Annotated in this window: 18 protein-coding genes; 11 read left to right on the plus strand and 7 right to left on the minus strand. The window is 70.5% G+C overall.

All coding sequences use genetic code 11. The features are described 5' to 3' along the window. Both sucD and PKE85_RS00610 read left to right on the plus strand, forming a co-directional pair. On the plus strand, window positions 1-879 hold an 879-nt coding region (sucD, locus tag PKE85_RS00605; protein WP_271202855.1), incomplete at its 5' end, for a succinate--CoA ligase subunit alpha. A gap of 241 nt (window positions 880-1,120) precedes the next feature. Continuing rightward, complete coding sequence (locus PKE85_RS00610; RefSeq protein ID WP_271202856.1) at window positions 1,121-1,846, plus strand: GntR family transcriptional regulator; 726 nt, start codon at window positions 1,121-1,123, stop codon at window positions 1,844-1,846. Between the two features lie 175 nt (window positions 1,847-2,021). On the opposite strand, the gene arfB is transcribed toward PKE85_RS00610, so the two are convergent. The 4 genes from arfB to PKE85_RS00630 form a co-directional block, all read right to left on the minus strand. Next, window positions 2,022-2,444 carry an alternative ribosome rescue aminoacyl-tRNA hydrolase ArfB gene (gene arfB, locus PKE85_RS00615; protein ID WP_271202857.1) on the minus strand — a complete coding sequence of 141 codons (423 nt, stop codon included), beginning with the start codon at window positions 2,442-2,444 and terminating at the stop codon, window positions 2,022-2,024. A gap of 121 nt (window positions 2,445-2,565) precedes the next feature. After that, entirely contained in the window at window positions 2,566-4,329 is a 1,764-nt protein-coding gene (locus tag PKE85_RS00620) for a calcium-binding protein (protein ID WP_271202858.1), read from the minus strand. A 548-nt stretch (window positions 4,330-4,877) separates the two neighbouring features. Next, a complete protein-coding gene (locus tag PKE85_RS00625) occupies window positions 4,878-6,311 on the minus strand; it encodes a homospermidine synthase (protein ID WP_271202859.1) in 1,434 nt (477 codons plus the stop codon). A 114-nt stretch (window positions 6,312-6,425) separates the two neighbouring features. Beyond that, window positions 6,426-6,908: a MaoC family dehydratase gene (locus PKE85_RS00630; protein ID WP_271202860.1), complete on the minus strand. Its 483-nt coding sequence runs from the start codon at window positions 6,906-6,908 to the stop codon at window positions 6,426-6,428. A gap of 258 nt (window positions 6,909-7,166) precedes the next feature. Here PKE85_RS00630 and PKE85_RS00635 point away from each other — a divergent pair, with 258 nt between their 5' ends. Together PKE85_RS00635 and PKE85_RS00640 are read left to right on the plus strand one after the other, a co-directional pair. After that, window positions 7,167-7,550, plus strand: a complete 384-nt coding sequence (locus PKE85_RS00635) for a response regulator (RefSeq protein ID WP_271202861.1) — start codon at window positions 7,167-7,169, stop codon at window positions 7,548-7,550. Continuing rightward, window positions 7,547-8,215 (plus strand): protein phosphatase CheZ, encoded by a 669-nt coding sequence (locus PKE85_RS00640; RefSeq protein WP_271202862.1) that lies wholly within the window; start codon window positions 7,547-7,549, stop codon window positions 8,213-8,215. The genes PKE85_RS00635 and PKE85_RS00640 overlap by 4 nt, the downstream gene beginning before the upstream one ends. An 83-nt stretch (window positions 8,216-8,298) precedes the next feature. Here the strand turns inward: PKE85_RS00640 and PKE85_RS00645 are convergent, their stop codons facing one another. After that, window positions 8,299-8,628 (minus strand): hypothetical protein, encoded by a 330-nt coding sequence (locus tag PKE85_RS00645; protein WP_271202863.1) that lies wholly within the window; start codon window positions 8,626-8,628, stop codon window positions 8,299-8,301. Between the two features lie 235 nt (window positions 8,629-8,863). Between PKE85_RS00645 and PKE85_RS00650 the strand changes: the two genes are divergently transcribed. The 3 genes from PKE85_RS00650 to PKE85_RS00660 are packed head-to-tail and all read left to right on the plus strand — an operon-like array spanning window position 8,864 to window position 9,921. Further along, complete coding sequence (locus PKE85_RS00650) at window positions 8,864-9,100, plus strand: hypothetical protein (RefSeq protein ID WP_271202864.1); 237 nt, start codon at window positions 8,864-8,866, stop codon at window positions 9,098-9,100. Then, complete coding sequence (locus PKE85_RS00655) at window positions 9,097-9,525, plus strand: metallopeptidase family protein (RefSeq protein WP_271202865.1); 429 nt, start codon at window positions 9,097-9,099, stop codon at window positions 9,523-9,525. Before PKE85_RS00650 ends, PKE85_RS00655 begins: the two co-directional genes overlap by 4 nt. A 48-nt stretch (window positions 9,526-9,573) precedes the next feature. Next, the gene (locus tag PKE85_RS00660) at window positions 9,574-9,921 is read left to right on the plus strand and encodes a YkvA family protein (protein WP_271202866.1); all 348 of its coding nucleotides are present in this window, start codon (window positions 9,574-9,576) and stop codon (window positions 9,919-9,921) included. Window positions 9,922-9,954: 33 nt separating this feature from the next. Here the strand turns inward: PKE85_RS00660 and PKE85_RS00665 are convergent, their stop codons facing one another. Beyond that, complete coding sequence (locus PKE85_RS00665) at window positions 9,955-11,109, minus strand: DNA recombination protein RmuC (protein WP_271202867.1); 1,155 nt, start codon at window positions 11,107-11,109, stop codon at window positions 9,955-9,957. Window positions 11,110-11,259: 150 nt separating this feature from the next. On the opposite strand from PKE85_RS00665, the gene def reads away from it, so the two are divergent. The 3 genes from def to truA are packed head-to-tail and all read left to right on the plus strand — an operon-like array spanning window position 11,260 to window position 13,530. Beyond that, on the plus strand, window positions 11,260-11,826 hold the full coding sequence (gene def, locus PKE85_RS00670) for a peptide deformylase (protein ID WP_271202868.1): 567 nt from the start codon (window positions 11,260-11,262) through the stop codon (window positions 11,824-11,826). A gap of 31 nt (window positions 11,827-11,857) precedes the next feature. After that, on the plus strand, window positions 11,858-12,784 hold the full coding sequence (gene fmt, locus PKE85_RS00675; protein ID WP_271202869.1) for a methionyl-tRNA formyltransferase: 927 nt from the start codon (window positions 11,858-11,860) through the stop codon (window positions 12,782-12,784). Continuing rightward, window positions 12,784-13,530 (plus strand): tRNA pseudouridine(38-40) synthase TruA, encoded by a 747-nt coding sequence (truA, locus tag PKE85_RS00680; RefSeq protein ID WP_271202870.1) that lies wholly within the window; start codon window positions 12,784-12,786, stop codon window positions 13,528-13,530. The genes fmt and truA overlap by 1 nt, the downstream gene beginning before the upstream one ends. A gap of 19 nt (window positions 13,531-13,549) precedes the next feature. On the opposite strand, the gene PKE85_RS00685 is transcribed toward truA, so the two are convergent. Next, complete coding sequence (locus PKE85_RS00685) at window positions 13,550-14,089, minus strand: invasion associated locus B family protein (RefSeq protein WP_271202871.1); 540 nt, start codon at window positions 14,087-14,089, stop codon at window positions 13,550-13,552. A 225-nt stretch (window positions 14,090-14,314) separates the two neighbouring features. Here PKE85_RS00685 and PKE85_RS00690 point away from each other — a divergent pair, with 225 nt between their 5' ends. Continuing rightward, a complete protein-coding gene (locus PKE85_RS00690) occupies window positions 14,315-14,908 on the plus strand; it encodes a sigma-70 family RNA polymerase sigma factor (protein WP_271202872.1) in 594 nt (197 codons plus the stop codon). Window positions 14,909-14,913: the final 5 nt, after the last annotated feature.

Consider the following 14,913-nt stretch of genomic DNA (forward strand, 5'->3'; position numbering starts at 1 on the left):
TTCACGGGGAAGAACGGCACGTTCCATTCGACGCAGGCGCTGGCCTACGGCACCAAGGTCGTGGGCGGCGTGGCACCGGGCAAGGGCGGGCAGACGCATCTGGACCTGCCGGTGTTCGACACGGTGGCCGAGGCGCGCGAGGCGACGGGCGCGGACGCGTCGGTGGTCTACGTGCCGCCGGCGGGGGCTGCGGACGCGATCCTCGAGGCGATCGCGGCGGAGATCCCGCTTGTGGTGTGCATCACCGAGGGCGTGCCGGTGCTGGACATGGTGCGGGTGAAGCGGGCGCTTGAGGGGTCGAAGACCCGTCTGATCGGGCCGAACTGCCCGGGCGTGGTGACGGCGGGGGAGTCGAAGATCGGCATCATGCCGGGCAACATCTTCACCCGCGGGACGGTGGGCGTGGTGTCGCGGTCGGGGACGCTGACCTATGAGGCGGTGTTCCAGACGACGCAGGAGGGCCTCGGCCAGACCACGGCGGTGGGGATCGGCGGCGACCCGGTGAAGGGCACGGAGTTCATCGACGTGCTTGAGATGTTCCTGGCCGACGACCGCACGGAGCAGATCGTGATGATCGGCGAGATCGGCGGATCGGCGGAGGAGGACGCGGCGCAGTTCCTGAAGGACGAGGCGAAGCGGGGCCGGAAGAAGCCGACGGTGGGCTTCATCGCCGGCCGCACGGCGCCCCCCGGCCGCCGCATGGGCCACGCCGGCGCGATCATCTCCGGCGGCAAGGGCGGAGCCGAAGACAAGATCGCCGCCATGGAGGACGCCGGCGTCCGCGTCTCCCCATCCCCCGCACGACTCGGAAAAACCCTCGTCGAACTCATCAGGGGCGAGGGCGGCGCGCCGAAGAAGGTGGCCGGCGCTTCGCTCTGAGCCTTCGGGACAGGCGATGATGGAAACTGGGGACGGCCGATCAGGGCCGTCCCTTTTCGCATTCTGATTGAGTAGAATGCCAGCTCGCCGCCGGACGCGACGCGAAATTGTCGCACAGGCGCTAAAACCGCATGCGGGACAGGCTGTTCCCGCAGCGCCGTCCGAAAGGCGCGTATGATGGCCGCGCTGGCGTCTGGTATTGCGCGGACCACGCACCGACCGTTGTGAGGAGACTTCGCCCGTGAAAGCACCGCTGCGCTGGCCTGCGCCGGACGAGCCGGCGTCCGATCTGGTGCTGGAGCGCTTCGCGCCGGAGCAGACCTTCAAGGCCAAGGTCTACGCCGCGCTGAAGCAGGCGATCCTCAACATGGACATCTACTCCACGCCGGAGCCGACCTGGATCGACGAGCGCCAGCTCTCCGAGCGCCTGGGCGTCAGCCGCACGCCGGTGCGCGAGGCGGTGGCGATGCTGGAGCAGGAGGGCTTCGTCAAGTCCATGCCGCGCCGCGGCATCATGGTGCTGAAGAAGACCAAGCGCGAAGTGGTGGAGATGATCCAGGCCTGGGCGGCGCTGGAGGCCATGGCCGCCCGCCTCGTGGTCGAGAACGCCTCCGACGCCGACATCAAGAAGCTGCGCACGCTGTTCGAGAAGTTCGACGAGGGCCACAAGCCGTCCGACTTCGTGCACGAGTATTCCGACGCCAACATCCGCTTCCACCAGACCATCATCCGCCTCAGCGGCTCCCGCACGCTGGCGGAGATGACGGCCAACCTTCTGGTCCACGTGCGCGGCCTGCGCCAGCTCACCATCGGCCGCGACGACCGCGCCAGCCGCTCGATCGTGGAGCACCTCGCCATCATCGAGGCGCTGGAGAAGCGCGACCGCGACCTCGCCGAACGCCACGCGCTGGACCACACGCTCGGCCTCGCCGTCTACGTGGAAGAGCACGGCGACATCTTCGACTGACGGAAGGACGCTGGGCCTGCCGCGCGTCGGAAGCCGCGTCAAATCTAAACCCGTCATGCCCGCCTTCGCGGGCATCCACGACTTCATCTTTGACGGACGCCCGAACACCCAAGTCGTGGATGCCCGAGGCAAGCTCGGGCATGACGGTAGAGTCGGACTTCGGACGCCGCGGCGCTCAGTCGTCGCCGCGCACCCGGCCGCGCAGCGATTTCGCGGTGGACTGCTTGCCCTTGGAGGTCAGGCGCCGCTCCACCGAAGCCCGCGTCGGGCGGGTGGCGCGCCGCCGCTCGGGGCGGACGCTCGCCTCGCGGATCATCTCCACCAGACGCGCCACCGCCTCCTCCCGGTTGCGGGCCTGGCTGCGGTGGCTCTGGGCGGTGAGCACGATCACGCCGTCGAGCGTCAGCCGCGCGCCCGCGAGCTTCATCAGCCTTATCGCCACGTCGTTCGGCAGCGAGCGCGACCGGCGGGCGTCGAAGCGGATCTGCACCGCGGACGAGGTCTTGTTGACGTGCTGGCCGCCGGGACCGGAGGCGCGCACGAAGCTTTCCTCGATCTCGTCCTCGTGGATCGCCAGCGTGGGCGTGATCTCGATCATCGACGGCGGGTCCGGGACCAGGGGAGCGCGAGGGTTATCGGGCGGCGCGCCGCAAAATGACGTCGGGGCGCCGCCGGGTCAAATCCCGGCGACGCCCCGCGCCTTCTGGAGGTCCTGACGCTCAGAGGATGAAGTCGCTCTGGGTCAGGGTGTGGACGCCCGCCAGTTCGATCACGAAGTCCGCCGCGCCGTCCGCATCCACGAAGCCCTGCACGAAGGTCTTGCCCTGGGCCTGATCGGCGAAGACGCGGATCTGGCCGGTGGGATCGGCGTCGGGGAGCTGCACCAGCCGGAAGGCCTGATCGCCGGAAAGCCCCGTGTCGGCGTCGATCCCCGACAGGTCGATTGTGTCGAAGCCGCGGAAAAAGTCGGTGATGCGGTCGCTGGCGCCGATCTCCACGCCGCTGTCGGAGGCGGACGTGAACACGAAGGTGTCCGAACCGCGGCCGCCGGTCAGCGTGTCGGCGCCCTGGCCGCCGATCAGCCGGTCGTTCCCGGTCCCGCCGTTCAGCGCGTCGGCGCCGAGCCCGCCGTCAAGCAGGTCGTCGCCGCTGTCGCCGAACAGGGCGTCGGCGCCGCCGAAGGCGAACAGCTGGTCGTTTCCAGAGCCGCCATGCATCTCGTCGGCGCTGGCGAAGGCGGTGGGACGGCTCGCCACCTGGAAGTCCATCAGCACGTCGTCGCCCGCGCCGCCGTAATAGACGTCCGCGCCGGTCCCGCCTTCCAGCCGGTCGCGGCCGTCGCCGCCCAGCAGGCGATCATCGCCGGACCCGCCGATCAGGTGGTCGTCGTTGTCGCCGCCGTCGAGCACGTCGTCGCCGCCGCCGCCGTTCAGCGTGTCCTCGTTGCGGCCGCCCAGCAGCCGGTTCGCGTTGCGGTCGCCGATGAGGTGGTCCGCGCCGGACCCGCCGGTGACGTTCTCGATGTTGGCGTAGGTGTCGCCCTGGGCGTTGTTGAAGGCGCCGCGGCCGGTGGCGAGGTTCACCTCCACGCCGAGCGCGGTGTTGAACGCCAGCGTGTCCACGCCCGTCCCGCCGTCGATGCGGTCCGCGCCCGCGCCGCCGTCGAGCACGTCGTTCCCTGCGCCGCCGGTGAGGATGTCGACGCCGATCCCGCCGTCCAGCGTGTCGAGGCCCGCGCCGCCCTCGAGCGTGTCGTCGCCCGCTTCGCCGATCAGGGTGTCGTCGCCGTCGCCGCCGAGCAGGCGGTCGTCGTCGCCCTGACCGTTGAGCGTGTCGTCGCCGGCGTCGCCCTGCAGGATGTCGTCCTGGGCGCCGCCGAGCAGCGTGTCGTTCCCGGCGCCGCCGGAGAGGAAGTCCTCGCCCAGGCCGCCATAGAGCGTGTCGCGCCCGTTTTCGCCGTAGAGCCGGTCGTCGCCGTTCTCGCCGCGGATCGTGTCGTTGCCGTCGCGACCGTAAAGCCGGTTGGCGCCGGCGTTTCCGCGGATCGTGTCGGCGTAGCCGGAGCCGACCACGTTCTCGATGCTGACGTAGCGGTCGCCGAAGGAGTGGCTGTTGGAGGCGCCGCCGCCGCGGCCGGTGGTGAGGTCCACGCTCACCGCCGTCGGGCTGGCGGAGTAGCCGACGAAATCGTCGCCCGAACCGCCGTTGATGTAATCCTTGCCCTCGCCGCCGCCGATGGTGTCGTTCCCGCCCTCGCCGTAGAAGCGGTCGTCGCCGGAGCCGATCACGGCGGTGGCGCGGTCGTAGATGACGTCGTCGCCTTCGCCCGCGAACACGGTGTCGTTTCCGCCGCGCACGGTGATGACGTCGTCGCCGCCGAGCGCGGACAGGGTGTCGCCGAGCAGGCTGTGGGCGCCGAAGGGGCCGTTGTCGTTGAACGCGCGGTTGGACAGGTTGCCCTTGGGGTCGATGATGTCGGCCATGGTCGTTGCTCCCGTTCAGCGGCGAGGGGGACCATCCCGCCCCGTCCGCGGAGCGTTCGCCGTCGCGGCGTCCGCTCTCGATGCAGCGACTTTCCGGGGTTTGGCCCGCGGCCGCCGTTCCCTGGGGAACACCGGCGGCGAGGCGGAGGATTTTTTCGCGCGGCCCGATGGCGGACACGAAAAGGCCGCGCCCCCGGAGGGACGCGGCCGTGATCGTCAGGTCTGCGGCCGACGCCGCTCAGCGCCTGTTCGGGACCTGTCGCAGAGCGCGCGTCAGGAGCCCGTCATGCCCGAGACCGCTCGCGGTCCTTGCTGCGCTCATCGCTCCCCCTCACCTAGATGACGCAGTCATCCCACCTCTCCCCGCCGGGGAGAGGTGCGCAAGCGGCGCCGTTCTCCACCTCTCCCCAGCGGGGAGAGGTGGCCCGAAGAGCCGGGTGAAGGGGAGGCTGACGTCACGATCAGCCTGTTCCGCCGAAAGCCGCCGGGCCGGACGGGCGTGAGCCCGCCTCAAGCATGACGCCAGGCGCGAAGGTCCAGACGGGCGTTCAGCGCACCAGGAAGTTGCGGAACTGCCAGGGGTCGCTCTCGTCCAGATCCTCGGGGAACAGGCCGGGGCGGTTATGAAGCGGGGTCCAGTCGGTGTAGTAGCCCTTCACCGGCCCGAGATAGGGGCCCTGGATCTCGAGGCAGCGCTTGAAGTCCATCTCGTCGGTCTCGACGATGCCTTCGTTCGGGTTCTCCAGCGCCCAGACCATGCCGGCGAGCACGGCGGACGTGACCTGAAGGCCGGTGGCGCTCTGGTAGGGCGCGAGGCTGCGCGCCTCCTCCAGCGAGAGCTGCGAGCCGAACCAGTAGGCGCCCTTGGCGTGGCCGTAGAGCAGCACGCCCAGCTCGTCGACGCCCTCCTCGAGCTCGTCCTCGTCGAGAACGTGCAGGGTCTTCTGCACCTCGCCCTCGGCGCCGAACAGCTCGTGCCAGGACAGCACCGCCACGTCCGCCGGGTGGTAGGCGTAGTGGCAGGTCGGGCGGTAGACCGCCCTGCCGTCCTCGTGGACGGTGAAGTAGTCGGCGATCGAGATCGATTCGTTGTGGGTGACGAGGTAGCCGTACTGCGGCCCCGGCGTCGGGCACCAGGTGCGCACCTGGGTGGCGGCGCCCGGCTGCATCAGATAGATCGCCGCCGCGTTCGGGTCGTCGTGCTCCCGGGCGGTGTCCGGCTTCCAGGTCTCGTGGGTGCCCCAGCCGAGCTCCGCCGGCTGCAGGCCCTCGGAGATGAAGCCCTCCACCGACCAGGTGTTCAGGAACACGCCGCGGGGCTTGGGCTGCTTGGTGAGCTGGGTGTCGCGCTCGGCGATGTGGACGCCCTTGACGCCGATCTGGCGCAGCAGGGCGGCCCACTCCTCGCGGGTGGTCGGCTCGGGGGTGTTCAGGTTCAGGTCGGCGGCCACGTTCAGCGCGGCCTGCTTGACGAAGAACGACACCATGCCGGGATTGGCGCCGCAGGTGGAGACGGCGGTGGTGAGGCCCTTGGGCGAGCGCCGGCGCAGATCGAGCGTCATGTTGCGCAGCGCGTAGTTGGAGCGCTCCGACGGGCCTTTGGTCTTGTCGAAATAGAAGCCGAGCCACGGCTCGTTGACCGTGTCGATGTAGAGCGCGCCCAGCTCCTGGCACAGCGCGATCAGGTCCGCCGAGCCGGTGTCGACCGACAGGTTGACGCAGAAGGCCTGGCCGCCGCCCTTGGTCAACAGCGGCGTCAGCAGCTCGCGATAGTTTTCCTTGGTGACGTGCTTCTGGATCAGCTCGTAGCCGTGCGCGTCCAGGATGTGCTTGTTGTGATCGCTCGGGTCGATGAAGAAGAACCGTTCGCGGTCGAACTCGAAATGGCGTTCGATCAGGGGCAGCGTTCCGCGACCGATCGAGCCGAATCCGATCATCACGATCGGGCCGTCAATCTTCGCGTACACCGGATGATCCGTCATTTCGTCTCCGCTCCTCTCGCAACGGCGCCGCACGTTGCGGCGCACACGACCGATTAAGCCGATCGGAGCCGGAGAATCAACAGAACGGACGACGCGCCGATGACGGCGTGAGAATCAGGCCAGTTCGGCCTCGATCTCGCTGCGGCTCGGCACCATCACCTGGGCCTCGCCGTCGAGCACCACCTTGTCGCCCACCGAGCAGGTGCAGAAGAACGTGGCGCGCTGGCGGCCGGGATCGAGCGCGGTGATCTCCACCTGGGTCACCACCACGTCGCCGAGGCGCACAGGCGCGCGGAACTTCATGGTCTGGGACAGGTAGACGGCGCCCGGCCCGGGCAGCTTGGTGCCGAGCACGGCCGAGATCAGGCTCGCGGTGTAGAGGCCGTGGGCGATGCGGCCGCCGAAGCGGGTGTTCGCGGCGTAAGCCTCGGACAGATGGATCGGGTTCGTGTCGCCGGTCAGATGAGCGAAAGTCCTGACGCCCTCCTCCGACACCTCGTGCCGGATTTCGGCGGTCTGGCCGATGACGAGATCTTCGAACGCGATCTGGTCGACGTGGTCGACCGAAGGATCCGTCGGCTGGAAGGCGGCGTTCATGGGAGCCCGTGAGGCTGATTGCGAAAGCCGCGGCACTCTGCGGCGGCCTTCGCTGCGGTGCAACGCGCCTTTCGGATGACGACGGGCGGCGAAGAGAGCGCTCCGGCGCGCCGTCCTCTCCGTGGCGCTAAACCGAAAATCAACCCTGCAACGGTAGACAGGAAAGGATCGGCCGTCCGCCTTCGGGCGCGGAGCCGACATCGGGAAGGACGGGGAGCCCGCTGACGCGCAACCCCAGACAACGAGGAAGCGTTCGCCATGGCGATCGACCCCACCATGCCGGTGCTTATCGTCGACGATTACAAGACGATGCTGCGCATCATCCGGAACCTGCTGAAGCAGATCGGCTTCGAGGACGTGGACGAGGCGGCGGACGGCTCCGAGGCGCTCGGCAAGATGCGCGACAAGCGCTACGGCCTCGTCATCTCCGACTGGAACATGGAGCCCATGACCGGCATCGAGCTTCTGCGCGAGGTGCGCGCGGACGAAAAGCTCAACCGCACGCCCTTCATCATGGTCACGGCGGAATCGAAGACCGAGAACGTGATCGCGGCCAAGAAGGCGGGCGTGAACAACTACATCGTCAAGCCGTTCAACGCCGAGACGCTGAAGGCCAAGATCGACGCGGTGTTCGGAGAATGAGCCCGGCCTCGCGAACGTCCGAGACGGAAGCGGAACGGCAGTTCGCGCGCATGCGCGCCTATCTGGACGCCACCCGCGCCGCCGACGGCGCGACCTCGTTCCGGGACGTGGTGGCGCTGGCGGAGATCACCGCCGCCTCCATGCAGGCGTTCTTCGCCTCAATCGACGCCGCCATCTACCGTGAACTGCGCGACATCGCGGACTACATCGGCAAGATGCGGGCCGAGATCACGGCGCTCGAGCCGAGCGACCTGAAGGCCAACCGGCTGCCGAAAGCCGGCGAGGACCTCTGGGCCATCGTGGGCGCGACCGAGGACGCCACCAACCAGATCATGGAATGCGCCGAAGACATCCTCTCGGCCGTGAACCGCGACGACGACACCCTGCGCGAGGTCGCCAACGCCAAGGTGATGGCGATCTTCGAGGCCTGCTCGTTCCAGGACATCACCGGCCAGCGCATCGCGCGCGTGATCGAGACGCTGCAGCACATCGAGCAGCGGGTCGGGCGCTTCGCCGCCGCGGTCGAGCCCAACGCCGATACGCCGGGCGGCGGCGATTCGGTCGACCAGCGCGAGGCCCGGGCGCGCGAACTGCTGCTGCACGGCCCCCAATCGGCGGGCGAGGCCATCCGTCAGGACGAGGTGGACGCGCTGCTGCGCTCCTGACCGGCGCGCGTGGCGCGTTCACATGAAAGGGCCGGCCCGGATGACGACCGGGCCGGCCCTTTCCATTTCAGCCGTCGCTCGCCTTAGCGGACGTTGATGGTCAGGCCCGGCTGCTGGTGGCGCGGACGGTCATAGGCGCGGTAATGACGCCGGTCGTCGCGGTAGACGCGGCGATCGTCACGGTACACGCGGCGCTCCACCACGCGGGGTCGGGTGCATTCGCGGGTGCGGGTGATGCGCGTCACGCCGTTGCTGCGCACGCGGCGCTCCACGGTGCGGCAGGCGGCCGGCGCGGCGGCGTCGGTTACGGTCAGCACGCTGCGGGTCACGGGCGCCGCGCTCGCGGGGGCGGCGGCGAAAGCGGCCATGGCGACGCCAAAGGCCAGACCGAGAGGGGCGATGAAACGGCGCATGATTGGTTTCCTCGTTGTCGTTGGTCTTGTTCCGGACCGGACAGTGCGGCCCGTTCTTGAAGGTCAGTGTGCCCCGTCCTGCATGACGTGGTCCTGAAGCGTCGGTTCACGCCGTGTTCATCGCGCGAGCGGGGCTTCCGGTTCCATGAGGCCGCCTCCGCCATTGGACGCTGCGCCTGCGCAGGGACCCGGCGCGGGCCTTTTCTCCGGCCCGCGAACATGATCCGCTGCGCCCATGACGCGCCCTGACCCCGTCTCCGTTTCGCCCGCCGCTTCGAAGCCGCGCATCCACGCCGACGACGCGCTGGGGGGCGCCGCCCGCGCCACCATCGGCGACGGCCACGGCGACGCGCCGGACGACCGGGTGGCGCTGTGGGCCCGGCGGACCGGGCGGGGGCTGGCGCTGGCGGCGACCGCGGGCCTCGCGCTCTGGGCGCTGATCGATCTGACGACGGGGGGAGCGGGGCGATGACCATCGACTGGGGACGCGCCGCGGCGCCGGATCTCGCCGAACTGGAGCGGCTGGCCGACGAGGCCTTCGCCCGGCTGCCGGAGGAGTTCCGCGCGCTCGCCAGCGGCGTGGTGGTGCGGGTGGACGACTTTCCGACCGAAGACGTGCTGAAGGAGCTGGAGGCGGAGAGCGAGTTCGACCTGCTCGGCCTGTTCACCGGGATCGGCCTCGCGCAGGGCGAGGCCGCGCCGCGCACCGGGCAGTTCCCGAACGTGATCCATCTCTACCGCCGGCCGATCCTCGACTACTGGGCGGAGCATGACGAGACGCTGGGCGCCATCGTCACCCATGTGCTGGTGCATGAGATCGGCCATCATTTCGGCCTGTCCGACGACGACATGGAGGCGATCGAGGCGCTGGCGGACGCGGAGGCCGCGCCGGCTTGACCGTCGCCGCCGCCGTTCCCATCTCGCATGCCGAGGGAGCCCGACCGCATGAACGATCTCAGGTCCCAGCTCCGCCGGGTGCGGAGCGAGTTCTGGCCCAAGGCGAAGCGGCTGCTGCGTTCGCTGCCGTTCGCGGAGGATCTGCTTGCAGCCTACTACTGCGCTCTGGACGAGGAGACGCCGTCGACCGTGCGGCTGACGCTTCTGGGCGCGCTGATCTATTTCATCACGCCCATCGACCTGATCCCCGACTTCATCCCCTTCGCGGGCTTCACCGACGACGCCAGCGTGATCGCCGCGGCGATCGCGGCGGTCAGCCTCAACATCCGCGACCGGCACCGGGAGGCCGCGCGACAGGCCATGCAGGACCCGGACGCCGCGGCCGACGGCGCCTGACGGCTCGTTCGTAGCAGAGCGCGGCCGCGCGGCTCACTCCGCCGCGTCGCGCCGCAGCGGGTTGGGCAGGGTCTCGGCGGCGGGCGCGGGCCCCAGCTCCATCTGCTCCAGCCGCGCGCCGCGCCGCGCGATCTTCTCCGCCGAGATCGCGATCTGGTCGAGGTCGCCGGACGCCTGCCCGAAGTGCTGCTTCAGCTTGTCCACCCGCTCCGCCAGACGGCGCATGTCGTCCAGCAGGCGGCCCACCTCCGCCTGCAGCAGATGGGCCTGATCGCGCAGCGCCGCGTCACGGGTCAGCCCCTGCACCACCTGCACCGCGAGCGTCAGCAGCGAGGGCGACACGATCAGCACCCGCGCCCGGTGCGCCCGTTGCACCACGTCGTCGAAGCTCTCGGCGAGCTGGGCGTGGATCTGCTCGGAGGGCACGAACAGCAGCGCCACGTCCTGGGTCTCGCCGGCGATCAGATACTTCTCCGCCACGTCCGCGATGTGGCGGCCCACGTCCTGCCGCACCCGCGTCTCCGCGGCCTTGGTCGCCTCGGGATTTTCGGCCAGTCGCAGCCGCTCGAAGCCCTCCAGCGGGAACTTGGCGTCCACGGCCAGCCCGCGCCGGTCGCCGGGCAGGCGAATCAGCGCGTCCGGCCGCACGCCGGTGGAGAGGCGGGCCTGGAAGGCGTAGGCCTGCGGCGGCAGCGCGTCGCGCAGGATCGCCTCCATCCGCCCCTGACCGAAGGCGCCCCGCGCCGGCTTGTTGGCGAGAATGGCGCGCAGGTCCGTCACCTGGCCCGCCAGCGCGCCGATCTGGGCGCCGGCGGCGTCGATCACCGCGAGCCGGGCCTCCAGCCGCTGCAGCTGCTCCGCGGTGGCCTGTCCGCTGGCGTTGAGGCCTTCGCCCACCCGCGCGCCCACCGCGTCCAGCCGCTCCGCCACGCCGCGGGCGAGATTGGCCTGCCGCGCCCCGAGCGCCGAGGCGAAGGCTTGCAGCCGGCCGGTGGCCTCCGCCTGCAGCCTCTCGAGATTCTCAAGCCGCATCTCGGCGTCCTCCGCCTCGCGCCGTCGGGCGGCGCCGGAGCGGGCCACCGCGACCAGCAGCAGCAGGAGCGCCGCCACCGCCGCGGCGCCGAGCCCGGCCAGAGCCTCGCCGAGCGTGACCATATGTTCGCCGATGCGCAGAAGCGGTTCGTTCATGGGACAGAGCCGGACCAGAAAACGCCACACGCGCCCAAGCGGACGCAAGACCGATCATGTTCAAGAACAAATAAAGAACATGTTGACGCTTGCACCGCAAGGGCCTATTCGCCCCCGATCTTCCGTCGTTTTCCAGCGCCTGTGGTCCCCATGTCCGTCGCGCCGCTCGTCTATCTGCCCGATCCCAAGCTCCGTCTCGTGAGCGCGCCGGTGGAGCGCGTGGACGACGAGACGCGCGCGCTGATCGAGACCATGTTCGAGACCATGTACGACAGCGCCGGCATCGGCCTCGCCGCGATCCAGATCGGGGTCGCGAAGCGGGTGGTGACCATCGACCTCGCGGGCAAGGACGAGGAGCCGGCCCCGCTGGCCTTCGTCAATCCCGAGATCGTGGCGTCGTCCGAGGAGACGCAGGTCTATGACGAGGGCTGCCTCTCGATCCCGGACTACTATGAGGAGGTGGAGCGCCCGGCCAAGGTGACCGTGCGCTATCTCGACCGGGACGGCGCGGCGCAGGAGATGGCCTGCGAAGGCCTGCTCGCCATCTGCATCCAGCACGAGATCGATCATCTGAACGGCGTGCTGTTCATCGACCACATCTCGAAGCTGAAGCGCGACCGGGTGGTCAAGAAGTTCGAGAAGGCGCGCGCCATCGGCCAGCTGCCGTCCTTCCCGCGGCGCGACCGGCGGGGCGGCGACGAGGCGGTCGAGGCCTGATCCGGCCGCCCGCAGGACGGCGAGGACGCCCATGCGCCTGATCTTCATGGGAACGCCCGACTTCGCGGTCCCCACCCTTTCCGAACTTGTGGGTCAGGGCCACGACGTGGCCGCGGTCTACACCCGCGCGCCGCAGCCGGCCGGGCGCGGCATGGAGCTGCGCAAGAGCCCGGTCCACGCTCTGGCCGAAGGCTTCGGTCTGCCGGTGCGCACGCCCGCCTCGCTGAAGACGGCGGACGCGCTGGCCGAACTCGCCGCCTTCGAGGCGGAGGCCGCGGTGGTGGTGGCCTATGGGCTGATCCTGCCGCAGGCGGCGCTCGACCTGTTTCCGCTGGGCGCGCTCAACCTGCATCCCTCGCTGCTGCCGCGCTGGCGCGGCGCGGCCCCGCTGCAGCGCACGGTGATGGCCGGCGACGCCGAGACCGGGGTCATGGCCATGCGCATGGAGGCGGGGCTCGACACCGGCCCGGTCGGCATGGCCGAGCGGGTGACGCTCGGGCCGGACGAGACCGCGGGCGAGCTGCACGACCGGCTGAGCCGTCTCGGCGCCGACCTCATGGGCCGCGCGGTGGCCGCGCTCGGCCGCGGCGGCCTCGCCTTCCGGCCGCAAGGCGAGGAGGGCGTGACCTACGCCGCCAAGATCGACAAGGCGGAGGCGCGGATCGACTGGTCGCGGCCCGCGCGTCAGGTCCACGACCACATCCGCGGCCTGTCGCCGTTTCCGGGCGCGTGGTTCGAATTCGAGGGGCCGCGCGGCCCGGAGCGGGTCAAGGTCCTGCGCTCCACGCTCGGCGAAGGACGCGGCGCGCCGGGCGAGGCGCTGGACGACCGGCTGACCGTCGCCTGCGGCGACGGCGCGGTGCGGCTGGTGACGCTGCAGCGCGCCGGCAAGGGCGCGACCGACGCCGCGGCCTTCCTCAACGGCGCCCGGCTGGGGCCCGGAACGCGGCTCGGCTGATGCCGCGCTACCGCCTGCTGGTCGAATATGACGGCGCGCCCTTCGCCGGCTGGCAGCGGCAGGCCAACGGCCCCTCGGTGCAGGGCGCGCTGGAGGCGGCGGCCTTCGCCTTCTCCGGCGAGACCGTGGCGGTGAAGGGCGCCGGGCGCACCGACGCCGGCGTGCATGCGAGCGGGCAGGTGGCCCATCTCGATCTCGCCCGCGACTGGCGCGCCGACACGGTGCGCGACGCCATCAACGCCCACCTGAGGCCGCAGCCGGTGGCGGTGCTGGAGGCGGCCTGCGCGCCGCACGACTTCGACGCCCGCTTCTCCGCGCTCCGGCGGCATTACGTCTACCGGCTGGTGGACCGCCGGGCGCCGCTGGCGCTGGAGCTCGGCCGGGCGTGGCGCATTCCCCGGCCGCTCGACGTGGCGGCCATGGACGCGGCCGCCAAGCGCCTGCTCGGCCGGCACGACTTCTCCACCTTCCGCGCCTCGGAGTGCCAGGCGGCGAGCCCGGTGCGCACGCTCGACCGGCTGGACGTGACGCGGGAGGAGGGCGGCGTCGTCGCGGTGCGCACCAACGCCCGCTCGTTCCTGCACAATCAGGTGCGGTCGATGGTGGGGTCGCTGGTTCAGGTCGGGATCGGCCGCTGGAGCGCCGACGATCTGGCCGCGGCGCTCGCCAAGGCCGACCGCCGGGCCTGCGGGCCCATGGCCCCGCCCGACGGCCTGTTCCTGACGCAGGTGGACTACCCGGCCTGACGCCCCTGGGCCGCTCCGCTCACTTGCACTCGCGGTCGATGCGGTCAAGCGCGGCGGAGATGCCGGACAGGGAGTAGGTGTCGGTGGTGACGTTGCCGCGGACGGAGGTGGACTTCAGGGTCATGGCGCCCGAGGCGCCCCGCATGGCGCGCACGAGCTTCGCCTCCTCTTCCACGGACTGGGCGAAGGCGCCGTCGTCCTTGGCGTAGAGCGCGAATTGCCCGGCCCGGGGAACGGTCACGTCCACGGCGCTGCCCGCCTTCGCCGGGAAGCCGATGATGACGCTGACCTCGTTGCGCACGTTCTCGCGGGGCCGGTTGGAGATGAACAGATACGCCGGATCGCGGTTGAGGCCGGACGGCTTGCGCGCCGACGGCTGGGACAGCGCATAGCAGACCTTGCCGCTCTTGGCGGGCGCCGAATAGGCGGTCCAGGCGTTGTACTTGCCGAGCTCCACCGGCTGCGCGGCCGGAGCGCCCTGCGCCAGCGCGCCCGACGAGGCGCCGCCGAGAGCAAGGGCGATCGTGGCGAACAGGGCGGAGCGCAGGGGCAGGGTCATCGGGCGTCGCTTTCAGTCTGTCCGCCGAGGGGCGCGGCGGTTGAATGTCGAACGTGCGGGCGCGGGAGCGCGCCGCGGCGGTCAAAGCGGAACCTACGGCAAAAGTTTATAAAATTTGATCATTTCCGGGAGCTTAAGATCACGCCATGGTCAGGGATTGGTGAGCCGCGCCGAAAGCGCGTATGAAGGGGGCGCGACGTTGCGCCTGATGACGCGCGGAGAGGCATGAGCCATGGGCGGGTGCGGGTGGACCTGACGGGGCCTGAACGGATGGCGGAGCTCGTTCGCCAGGTCGCCTGCGCGCAGGACCGCGCCGCCTTTGAGGAACTGTTCGACCATTACGCGCCGCGCCTCGCCTCCTATCTGCAGCGCCTCGGCGCCGACGAGGCCGTGGCCGAAGAGGTGACGCAGGACGCCATGCTGGCGCTGTGGCGCAAGGCGGCGCTGTTCGATCCCGCGAAGTCCTCGGTCGGCACCTGGCTGTTCCGCATCGCCCGCAACCGCCGCATCGACCTGCTGCGCCGCGGCGGCGGCGTGGCGGCGCCTGTGGACGAGGCGGTGCAGCTCGCCTGCGACGCGCCGGGACCGGACGCCGAGATCGTCCGCCGGGAGCGCGACCTGCTCGTGCGGCGCGCCATGACCGATCTGCCGGCCGACCAGCAGAGCCTTGTCCAGCTCGCCTTTTTCGAGGGCCTGTCGCACAGCGAGATCGCCGCCGCGCAGGGCCTGCCGCTCGGCACCGTCAAGTCCCGCATCCGGCTCGCCTTCGGCCGCCTGCGACGTCGGCTCGGGACCGACGGCATCGCCGACGCCAACTGACGGGA

Source organism: Methylopila jiangsuensis, assembly GCF_027922305.1.
Taxonomy (GTDB): domain Bacteria; phylum Pseudomonadota; class Alphaproteobacteria; order Rhizobiales; family Methylopilaceae; genus Methylopila; species Methylopila jiangsuensis.

Excerpts from the sequence above, each read along its gene's own strand:
- PKE85_RS00620 (WP_271202858.1), bottom strand. The coding sequence starts at position 4,329 with ATGGCCGACATCATCGACCCCAAGGGCAACCTGTCCAACCGCGCGTTC.
- PKE85_RS00690 (WP_271202872.1), top strand. The coding sequence starts at position 14,315 with ATGAGCCATGGGCGGGTGCGGGTGGACCTGACGGGGCCTGAACGGATG.
- arfB (WP_271202857.1), bottom strand. The coding sequence starts at position 2,444 with ATGATCGAGATCACGCCCACGCTGGCGATCCACGAGGACGAGATCGAG.
- PKE85_RS00635 (WP_271202861.1), top strand. The coding sequence starts at position 7,167 with ATGGCGATCGACCCCACCATGCCGGTGCTTATCGTCGACGATTACAAG.
- PKE85_RS00655 (WP_271202865.1), top strand. The coding sequence starts at position 9,097 with ATGACCATCGACTGGGGACGCGCCGCGGCGCCGGATCTCGCCGAACTG.
- truA (WP_271202870.1), top strand. The coding sequence starts at position 12,784 with ATGCCGCGCTACCGCCTGCTGGTCGAATATGACGGCGCGCCCTTCGCC.
- PKE85_RS00650 (WP_271202864.1), top strand. The coding sequence starts at position 8,864 with ATGACGCGCCCTGACCCCGTCTCCGTTTCGCCCGCCGCTTCGAAGCCG.
- def (WP_271202868.1), top strand. The coding sequence starts at position 11,260 with ATGTCCGTCGCGCCGCTCGTCTATCTGCCCGATCCCAAGCTCCGTCTC.
- PKE85_RS00645 (WP_271202863.1), bottom strand. The coding sequence starts at position 8,628 with ATGCGCCGTTTCATCGCCCCTCTCGGTCTGGCCTTTGGCGTCGCCATG.
- PKE85_RS00630 (WP_271202860.1), bottom strand. The coding sequence starts at position 6,908 with ATGAACGCCGCCTTCCAGCCGACGGATCCTTCGGTCGACCACGTCGAC.
- PKE85_RS00625 (WP_271202859.1), bottom strand. The coding sequence starts at position 6,311 with ATGACGGATCATCCGGTGTACGCGAAGATTGACGGCCCGATCGTGATG.
- PKE85_RS00640 (WP_271202862.1), top strand. The coding sequence starts at position 7,547 with ATGAGCCCGGCCTCGCGAACGTCCGAGACGGAAGCGGAACGGCAGTTC.
- fmt (WP_271202869.1), top strand. The coding sequence starts at position 11,858 with ATGCGCCTGATCTTCATGGGAACGCCCGACTTCGCGGTCCCCACCCTT.
- PKE85_RS00660 (WP_271202866.1), top strand. The coding sequence starts at position 9,574 with ATGAACGATCTCAGGTCCCAGCTCCGCCGGGTGCGGAGCGAGTTCTGG.
- PKE85_RS00665 (WP_271202867.1), bottom strand. The coding sequence starts at position 11,109 with ATGAACGAACCGCTTCTGCGCATCGGCGAACATATGGTCACGCTCGGC.
- PKE85_RS00685 (WP_271202871.1), bottom strand. The coding sequence starts at position 14,089 with ATGACCCTGCCCCTGCGCTCCGCCCTGTTCGCCACGATCGCCCTTGCT.